The organism is Anaerotruncus colihominis, from assembly GCF_010206195.1.
GTDB lineage: Bacteria > Bacillota > Clostridia > Oscillospirales > Ruminococcaceae > Anaerotruncus > Anaerotruncus colihominis_A.
Genome location: NZ_VIQT01000013.1, coordinates 40,292 through 47,690, shown reverse-complemented (window position 1 = coordinate 47,690; position 7,399 = coordinate 40,292). Strand labels below are relative to the sequence as shown.

The 7,399-nt window shown below is 55.3% G+C and carries 9 protein-coding genes, 1 tRNA gene and 1 rRNA gene; 9 read left to right on the top strand and 2 right to left on the bottom strand.

Annotated features, from left to right (window positions below; all coding sequences use genetic code 11):
• Nucleotides 1–6: 6 nt before the first annotated feature.
• The 6 genes from FMM72_RS10340 to FMM72_RS10315 all read left to right on the top strand — a co-directional run bounded on the left by FMM72_RS10340 (nucleotide 7) and on the right by FMM72_RS10315 (nucleotide 4,050).
• Nucleotides 7–81, top strand: a tRNA-Glu gene (locus FMM72_RS10340).
• Nucleotides 82–182: 101 nt separating this feature from the next.
• Nucleotides 183–299: ribosomal RNA gene (gene rrf, locus FMM72_RS10335) — 5S ribosomal RNA — on the top strand.
• Between the two features lie 118 nt (nucleotides 300–417).
• Nucleotides 418–711 carry a DUF4190 domain-containing protein gene (locus FMM72_RS10330; RefSeq protein ID WP_160209926.1) on the top strand — a complete coding sequence of 98 codons (294 nt, stop codon included), beginning with the start codon at nucleotides 418–420 and terminating at the stop codon, nucleotides 709–711.
• Nucleotides 712–844: 133 nt separating this feature from the next.
• The gene (locus FMM72_RS10325) at nucleotides 845–1,624 is read left to right on the top strand and encodes a prolipoprotein diacylglyceryl transferase (protein ID WP_162221382.1); all 780 of its coding nucleotides are present in this window, start codon (nucleotides 845–847) and stop codon (nucleotides 1,622–1,624) included.
• A gap of 84 nt (nucleotides 1,625–1,708) precedes the next feature.
• On the top strand, nucleotides 1,709–3,316 hold the full coding sequence (locus FMM72_RS10320; RefSeq protein ID WP_162221381.1) for an ABC-F family ATP-binding cassette domain-containing protein: 1,608 nt from the start codon (nucleotides 1,709–1,711) through the stop codon (nucleotides 3,314–3,316).
• Nucleotides 3,313–4,050 carry a hypothetical protein gene (locus FMM72_RS10315; RefSeq protein WP_162221380.1) on the top strand — a complete coding sequence of 246 codons (738 nt, stop codon included), beginning with the start codon at nucleotides 3,313–3,315 and terminating at the stop codon, nucleotides 4,048–4,050. The genes FMM72_RS10320 and FMM72_RS10315 overlap by 4 nt, the downstream gene beginning before the upstream one ends.
• 78 nt (nucleotides 4,051–4,128) lie before the next feature.
• On the opposite strand, the gene FMM72_RS10310 is transcribed toward FMM72_RS10315, so the two are convergent.
• Together FMM72_RS10310 and yedF are read right to left on the bottom strand one after the other, a co-directional pair.
• A complete protein-coding gene (locus FMM72_RS10310; protein ID WP_162221379.1) occupies nucleotides 4,129–4,350 on the bottom strand; it encodes a DUF3343 domain-containing protein in 222 nt (73 codons plus the stop codon).
• Nucleotides 4,347–4,946 carry a sulfurtransferase-like selenium metabolism protein YedF gene (gene yedF, locus FMM72_RS10305; protein WP_162221378.1) on the bottom strand — a complete coding sequence of 200 codons (600 nt, stop codon included), beginning with the start codon at nucleotides 4,944–4,946 and terminating at the stop codon, nucleotides 4,347–4,349. The genes FMM72_RS10310 and yedF overlap by 4 nt, the downstream gene beginning before the upstream one ends.
• Before the next feature lie 247 nt (nucleotides 4,947–5,193).
• Between yedF and FMM72_RS10300 the strand changes: the two genes are divergently transcribed.
• From FMM72_RS10300 to FMM72_RS10290, 3 genes are read left to right on the top strand one after another with little or no spacing between them, the layout of a single operon-like run.
• Complete coding sequence (locus FMM72_RS10300) at nucleotides 5,194–5,823, top strand: potassium channel family protein (protein ID WP_160209920.1); 630 nt, start codon at nucleotides 5,194–5,196, stop codon at nucleotides 5,821–5,823.
• A 19-nt stretch (nucleotides 5,824–5,842) separates the two neighbouring features.
• Complete coding sequence (locus FMM72_RS10295; RefSeq protein WP_160209919.1) at nucleotides 5,843–6,511, top strand: NAD-binding protein; 669 nt, start codon at nucleotides 5,843–5,845, stop codon at nucleotides 6,509–6,511.
• The gene (locus tag FMM72_RS10290) at nucleotides 6,508–7,398 is read left to right on the top strand and encodes an epoxyqueuosine reductase (RefSeq protein WP_162221377.1); all 891 of its coding nucleotides are present in this window, start codon (nucleotides 6,508–6,510) and stop codon (nucleotides 7,396–7,398) included. The genes FMM72_RS10295 and FMM72_RS10290 overlap by 4 nt, the downstream gene beginning before the upstream one ends.
• Nucleotide 7,399: the final 1 nt, after the last annotated feature.

Sequence of the window (7,399 nt, the reverse complement as noted above, 5' to 3'; positions counted from 1 at the left end):
CGAGACGGCCCGTTGGTCAAGCGGTTAAGACACCGGCCTCTCACGCCGGTAACGCGGGTTCGATTCCCGCACGGGTCACCAGAGGTCATGACCGTCCATGGGGCGGTGGATGATATATACAGAGCCTTTACGGCAGGCGATGCGGAAGGGTACTTCCGTCGGTGAAATATGTCGTTTCCATAGCTGGTATTTATTACGCTGAGGTCCCACCTGTTCCCATCCCGAACACAGCAGTTAAGCTCAGTTGTGCCGACAATACTTGGCGGGTGACTGCCTGGAAAGATAGGTCTTTGCCAGCATAAAAAACTCCGCTGAAAGCGGAGTTTTTTTATTCTCTCCATGTCGAAAATGATAGAAAATTGTTGACACCCTATATATATTATGTTATCATAAGCATAATTTGTTTGAGGAGTGAGGATGATGGAAAACAATGCAGCTAAAAACAAAGGGATAGCCTCTCTGGTACTCGGAATCGTTTCTCTTGTTGTGCTCTGGTTTGGGTATGGTTCACTGATCGCAATGATTTTAAGTATCATTGGAATCGTTTTGGGTGTAGGTGCACGCAAGGAACTGGCCCCTGATCAGGGACGCGGATTGGCTACGGCCGGTATGGTTTGTTCAATTATTGCTCTTATTCTTTCCACGCTTTGGCTGCTTGCATGTGTAGTGTGTATTGGCGCAGTTGCTTCCATGGGAGCTACACTCGGTTAAAATCCTTTGTCTGATTGGTCACGGCGGGTATATAAAGCGGATTTGTCCGTCGGTTTTGTGATTCGATTTGCGATAAGGGATCTATTCAAAACAGGCCGCATAACCGGCCTGTTTTTCTTTTGAGGGAATATGAATGCTGCCATTTATCAGGATCTTTCAATATAACATTCCATCGTATTGGCTGATGTGTATGTTGGGCTTACTTGCCGCTATCATTCTTTTATACGCCAGGCGGGGCCGGTTTCAATTTGCATCAGACGATACTCTGCATATTGTTTTGCTTGGGGCGATCGGCGCAATGATTGGCGCGAAAACGCTCTATTTGATCACAATCATTCCGGAGCTGATACAGTTGGTTCCGCAAATCGATTGGTCATATCGGACGATAGAGCTGCTTTTTTCAGGTGGTTATGTATTTTACGGCGGCTTGATTGGGGGGCTTTTGGCGGCGGCAGCTTATTGCCGCCGTTATCGCCTCAGCCTGCGTACTGCCGCGGACTTTTATGCGCCCGCGCTTCCGCTTTTTCATGCGTTTGGACGTATCGGTTGTTTTTTGGCTGGCTGCTGTTGGGGAGTTGAGACGCCTTGGGGCGTCGCTTTTAAAGAGTCGCTGGCCGCCCCGAACAGTGTACCCTTGTTTCCAGTTCAGCTCGTGGAGGCGCTTTGTAATCTGGCGATCTGTGCGGCCTTACTTTTGTATGAACGCCGTGCCCGCGACCGGCAGCCAACAGGTGGCACTCTGATTCTTTATGCGGCGCTGTATGCCTGTGTCCGATTTATTTTGGAGTTTTGGCGCGGCGATGCCGTGCGAGGACATTTTTTATTCCTCTCAACCTCACAGTGGATTTCCATTTTGTTCCTATTTGGAATCGGTGTTTATTTTTGGAAAATCCTGCGCAGACGGCAGGTATAAAGCTTTCTATGCATTGCGTGCGTCTGCAAAGCATGGTATACTTTATATCGCATGAAAGTTTGTCTGATTTGATAGGAGTTGTATATGATAACAGTCACAAATGTAAGCCTGATGTTCGGCGGAACAAAGCTGTTCGCCAATGCGGATTTAAAGTTTATGCCGGGCAACTGCTATGGCATCATCGGCGCAAATGGTGCAGGAAAATCAACTTTTTTAAAAATTCTGTCCGGGGAGCTCGAACCGACCACCGGCGAAATTTCTATACCAAAAAAATGCCGTATGTCGGTGCTCAAGCAGGACCAATTCCAATATGACGAATATCCGGTCATCGATACCGTTATAATGGGTAATCCGCGTCTGTATGAAGTGATGAAGGAAAAAGACGCGCTTTACGAAAAGCCGGATTTTAACGACGAGGACGGCGCACGCGCCGCCGAGCTGGAAGGCGAGTTCGCCGAAATGAACGGGTGGGATGCGGAAAGCGATTCCGGACGCATTTTGCAGGGGCTTGGCATCGCGCCCGAATTATACGGTACGCCCATGGGCGAACTCAAAGGCGGCGACAAGGTCAAGGTTTTGCTGACGCAGGCATTGTTTGGCCAGCCAGATATTTTGCTGCTTGACGAGCCGACAAATAATCTCGACATCAAATCGATCGATTGGCTTGAGGATTTCCTGCTCGATTTTCCAGGGACCTTGATTGTTGTATCGCACGACCGCCATTTCCTCAACACCATCTGCACGCACATCGTTGATATCGATTTCAATCAGGTGCGTATGTATGTCGGCAACTATGATTTCTGGTATGAGTCGTCCAAGCTGATGCAGCAGATTATGAAGGATCAAAACAAACGCCGCGAGGACCAGATCAAGGATCTGCAAAACTTTATCGCACGCTTTTCAGCGAATAAATCGAAATCGAAACAGGCCACTTCGCGCCGCAAGCTGCTTGACAAGCTGACGGTCGATGAAATGCCGGTTTCGTCGCGGCGGTACCCGTGGGTCGCCTTCAAGCCCGACCGCGAGCCGGGCAAAGAGATCCTTGAGACGGACGGAATCACCATGACGATCGATGGCGTCAAAGTGCTTGACGGGGTGACATTTCGTGTCAACCGCGGAGATAAGATCGCGTTTGTGGGCGAGAACGAACAGGGTCAGACGGCGCTTTTCCGCATCCTGACGGAGGAGCTGAAGCCGGACGCCGGCACCTTTAAATGGGGACAGACAACCTCACAGGCTTATTTTCCAAAAGATAACTCCGCTTTCTTTAATGACAGCGAACTAACAATGCTGCAATGGTTCGCGCAGTATTCGCCCGACGATACGGAAACCTTTATGCGCGGCTTCCTTGGACGGATGCTCTTTTCCGGGGATGATGTATATAAGCCGGTCAAGGTGCTGTCCGGCGGCGAAAAGGTGCGCTGTATGCTTTCGCGCATGATGCTCACCGGCGCGAATGTACTGCTGCTTGACCAGCCGACAAATCACCTCGATCTGGAATCGATCACAGCCGTCAACAATGGTCTGACTGATTTTCCAGGGATTGTGCTGTTTACATCGCAGGACCATCAATTCATTGAGACGATTGCGAACCGGATCATTGAAATCCATATGGACGGAAGTATTACAGATCGTACAATGACATATGATGAATACAGAGAGTGGAAAAAAGAACAGGAGAATGTGAAATGAAACGATTGCTGACAGCTTTCATGGCCGCCTGCCTGTTCCTGACGGCAGGGTGCGGGGCAGGCACGGCGCCTGCGCCGTCCGAGGCCGCGCCGTCCGCCGCGGCTTCCAGTATGGGTGAAACCGCTTCCTCAGGCGCTGTGGACGCCGCTTCGCAGCCAGCCGGTGCGGAGGATACTCTTCCGGACGTGGGCACTACGATTGAGATCGATGATTCCCAGGCCCCGGCGGCATCCTGGCAGACGCAGACCTTTACAAGTGGCCCGTTCACCTTTGAGATTCCGGCCGGCTGGAAGGAATACGGCGAAATGGGTTCGTATACCGCCATGTTCTTTACGGATGCGTCCGCGGATATCGCGTCGCAGCCGTCAAATGTGGTTGTTGAGATCATGCCGACCGAGCCGCAGGAGGGCGTCGATTATGCCGACCCTGCTGTCCAGGACAGCTTTTTTGAATATATCGAAGCGGACTATTTGCCGCCGCGCAGCCCCGAAAACGTGGCCTACTCCGTTTGGAATGGAGCGGCCAGCACAACTTATGTCGTTTCATTTGACCGCACCGCGGACGATGGACGCACTGCGCATCAGACGGCATACTTTCTCATGGGGCTGCGTTTCCCGGTGATTGTCTATGCAACGGATTTTGGCGAGGGGATGACGCCTTCCGTCGACGATATTGCCCGCCGGGTCGCTGCGACCTTCCGCATTGACGAGAGCTTTACACTGCCGCAGGCATAGAGGCAGGCCGATTCATAAAAATAGCCCCGCGCCGCCGCATTTGCGGCGGCGCGGGGCTATGCTGTCAAAAAAGCGAACTCACAGGCAATGAACCTGCCAGCCGCCGTCCGGGCCGATGCTGCGCATGGCTTCAGCGACGGCGTCGAGATCTGCGAGGGAAAAACGGACGGAAATGCCGCAGGAGGCCGTTATGGAACGCGGCGTGGGCATCATCGCGATGGGGAAAGCTTCCCGCAGGCGGCGTTCGGCCTGCATGGCCAGATGTGTCGATTCAAAAGCGATGACGCCGTAGCCGGTCACAGGGAGATCACCTTGCCGGCCTGCTTCATACGCTCGACGATCTCATACATGTTGCTGACTGTGCCGACCTGGAGCTGTTCGGCAAGATGGTAGAAATTCAGGCAGGTACCGCATACAAGGATTTCAACGCCTTTGGTCAACAGCTCCCGCAGGTGCTCCACAATCTGCTCGTTGTGCACGGGAAGCTTTACGCCGCCGTTCATAAACAGGATAGAGGCGGGCAGATCGGCCGACTGTGTGAGCGTGTAAAAAAACATCTTCATAAGCGAGGCGCCAAGCTCCGGGTCGCCGTCGCCAATGATCTCGCGCCCGACAAATACGGACCACTTTCCCGAAGGCAGCCCCTGGCTGATCACTGCGTCGGCCGCAGCGCACGGCTCGCAGGGAGCCTTTGTAAAATCGATGGAAAAGACGCCGCCGCCGCTTTGCACAGTGGTCCGAAACCCCTGGCTGTCCGCCAGCCGCTGAAGGTTTTCAACGGCGGTCGCGTTGTCCACTTCGATGGTAAAGGCGGTCAGGCCGCCGTCGATCTCCTTTTTGGCCATAACGACCGGAATCGGGCAGTTTTTTCCTTTGGCGTCAATGATTCGATTCATATTCATTATCTCCATTTCACCGCCGCGCGCACGGATTTTATCAGACTTTTACATTCCCGCCGCCCGCGCGTTTGATCCGGCGGCGGGGCCGGGCGATTCTGGTTCCTATTGTACCCCAACGGGCGCGGATTTTCAACCGCTGCATACAAAGAGCGCCATTTTCCCCTATGCAACACCAGGGAAATGGTGTATACTTGGTCTGTTGGAAACGTAGTCCCGCAGGGGGCTTTTACAAGGAGCGATCCAGATGAATATACTTGTTGTGGGATGCGGCAAGGTCGGCTCGCAGCTTTCAAATATTTTATCAAGCATGGGGCACGATACTGCTGTCATCGATCCGGACTCCGCAAGCTTTGAGCGGCTGTCCGATGATTTCAGAGGCTATACCGTGGCCGGCGTGCCGATCGACCAGACGGTGCTGCGCAGGGGCGGTATTGAGGCGTGCGACGCGGTAGCCGCGGTTACGGAGGACGACAATACAAATGTGATGGTCTGTCAGCTTGCGCGTGAGGTATTCCATGTGCCGCGCGTGCTGGCGCGCGTTTTTGACCCAAAGCGCGGCGATGTGTTTTCACAGTTCGGACTGCCGACCGTCTGCCCGACAAACCTGTCGGTTGACGCAATTTATGCGATGCTGACAGGCCAGGATCAGATTAAAAATGTATATCTTGATTCGGCCACCGTCTCTTTTGACGCCAGGCAGCCGGAGGCTAAACAGGTGGGTATGACGCTTGGAGCGCTTTGCAGCGCCGGCGATGCGCGCCATGTTCTGTTCGGGCTGCTGCATGAGGACGGAAATCTCACATTGGCGTATGCGCGGTCGCAGGAGCCGGTCGGGCCACATGACCGGCTCCTGTACGCAAGGGTAATCGACTGACAGGGAGGCGTGTTTTTGGATGCAAATCATTGTTGTGGGCGGCGGCAAGGTGGGTTACTATCTCTCCAAGACGCTGCTGGAGCATGGCCACAGGCCGCACATCATTGAGAAAAACCGCGCTCTGTGCACGCGGATCGCTGACGATCTGGACGTTGCGGTGATTTGCGGCGACGGCAGCACGCTCGACGTGTTGGAAAGCGCCGGCGCCAAGGATGCGGACGCGCTGATTGCGGTTACCGGGCGCGACCAGGACAACCTGGTCGCCTGCCAGCTCGCAAAGCAGCTTTTCCATATCCGGCGCACGGTGGCGCGCATCAATAATCCCAAAAACGCGGCGGTCATGAAACAGCTTGGCGTGGATATCCCGATTTCCGCGACGGATAATATCGCGCGCCTTTTGGAGCGCGAGGTGGACGCGGCCGCCATCCGGCAGCTCATGCCGCTCAACCGCGGGGAGGCGTCGCTGTCCGAGCTGCAAATCCCGCCGGATTACCGGCGCAGCGGCGCGCGCCTTTCCGAGCTTGATCTGCCTGAGGAATCGGTGATTGTATCCATTTCACGCGACGGCCGGTTGATCATCCCGCGTGGCAACGCGCAGGTGCTTTCGGGCGACCGCCTGCTTGTCGTCTGTACAGATACGGCGGTGCGCGAATTGATGCACAAATTTGATCTTGAGCAGCCCTCATGAACAGCCGGCTTGAAACGGTCATGCGCGGTATGGCGTTCGACGAATGGGGCGTCTGCCGCTTTCACGATGTGCTGCCGCTGCTTCCCGTGCGCTCAAAAGCGCGTATCCCGCAGGGGGCGCGCAGCGTGATTGTCGTTCTGTTTGGATATTATATAGGCGATTTTCCAGGCCGCAATATATCCTATTATGCAATTGCCGATGATTATCACACCGTCCTGCGCGCCGCGCTGGAGGCGGCCGCGGACAGGCTCCGCGCGCTGTATGCGGGCGAACAGTTCGTGCCGTTTGTCGACGCGTCGCCGGTGGTGGAGGTGCGGGCCGCCTGCCTGGCCGGGCTTGGCGATATCGGGATGAACGGTCAGCTGCTCAACCGGACGTATGCGAGCCGGTGTTTTATCGGTGAAATCGTAACAACAGCGGCGCTTGAGCCGTCCCGGCGCGCAGCGCCGCTCTGTACGCGCTGCGGCCGCTGTATCGCGGCCTGTCCGACGGGCGCGCTGCGCCCGGACGGCTTTGACCGGGCGCTTTGCCGCTCGCACATCACGCAAAAAAAGGGCGTGCTGACCGATTGGGAGCGCGCGCAGATCCGCGACGGCGGTTTTGTATGGGGCTGCGACCGGTGCACCGACGCGTGTCCGGTAAACCGTCAGGCTCAGAAAAGCCGTGTGCCCGCGTTTTATGAGCATCCCGAACCGGTTGTGCACGCCGGCAACGCGGCCCGCCTGTGCAGGGAAAAGGCGTATGGCTGGCGCGGGACGCCGGTGCTCCTGCGCAATTTAAAGATTATTTGCGGAGAGGAACAGGACGGCATAGACACAGGCGCCCGGGCCGCCCTGCGGGCAGACGTAAACAAACAGGGTGAGGACGGCCGCTGTCAGAAAGGTTGAA

Coding starts and splice junctions, on each gene's coding strand:
- FMM72_RS10315 (WP_162221380.1), top strand. CDS start 3,313: ATGAAACGATTGCTGACAGCTTTCATGGCCGCCTGCCTGTTCCTGACG.
- FMM72_RS10320 (WP_162221381.1), top strand. CDS start 1,709: ATGATAACAGTCACAAATGTAAGCCTGATGTTCGGCGGAACAAAGCTG.
- FMM72_RS10300 (WP_160209920.1), top strand. CDS start 5,194: ATGAATATACTTGTTGTGGGATGCGGCAAGGTCGGCTCGCAGCTTTCA.
- yedF (WP_162221378.1), bottom strand. CDS start 4,946: ATGAATCGAATCATTGACGCCAAAGGAAAAAACTGCCCGATTCCGGTC.
- FMM72_RS10290 (WP_162221377.1), top strand. CDS start 6,508: ATGAACAGCCGGCTTGAAACGGTCATGCGCGGTATGGCGTTCGACGAA.
- FMM72_RS10330 (WP_160209926.1), top strand. CDS start 418: ATGATGGAAAACAATGCAGCTAAAAACAAAGGGATAGCCTCTCTGGTA.
- FMM72_RS10295 (WP_160209919.1), top strand. CDS start 5,843: ATGCAAATCATTGTTGTGGGCGGCGGCAAGGTGGGTTACTATCTCTCC.
- FMM72_RS10325 (WP_162221382.1), top strand. CDS start 845: ATGCTGCCATTTATCAGGATCTTTCAATATAACATTCCATCGTATTGG.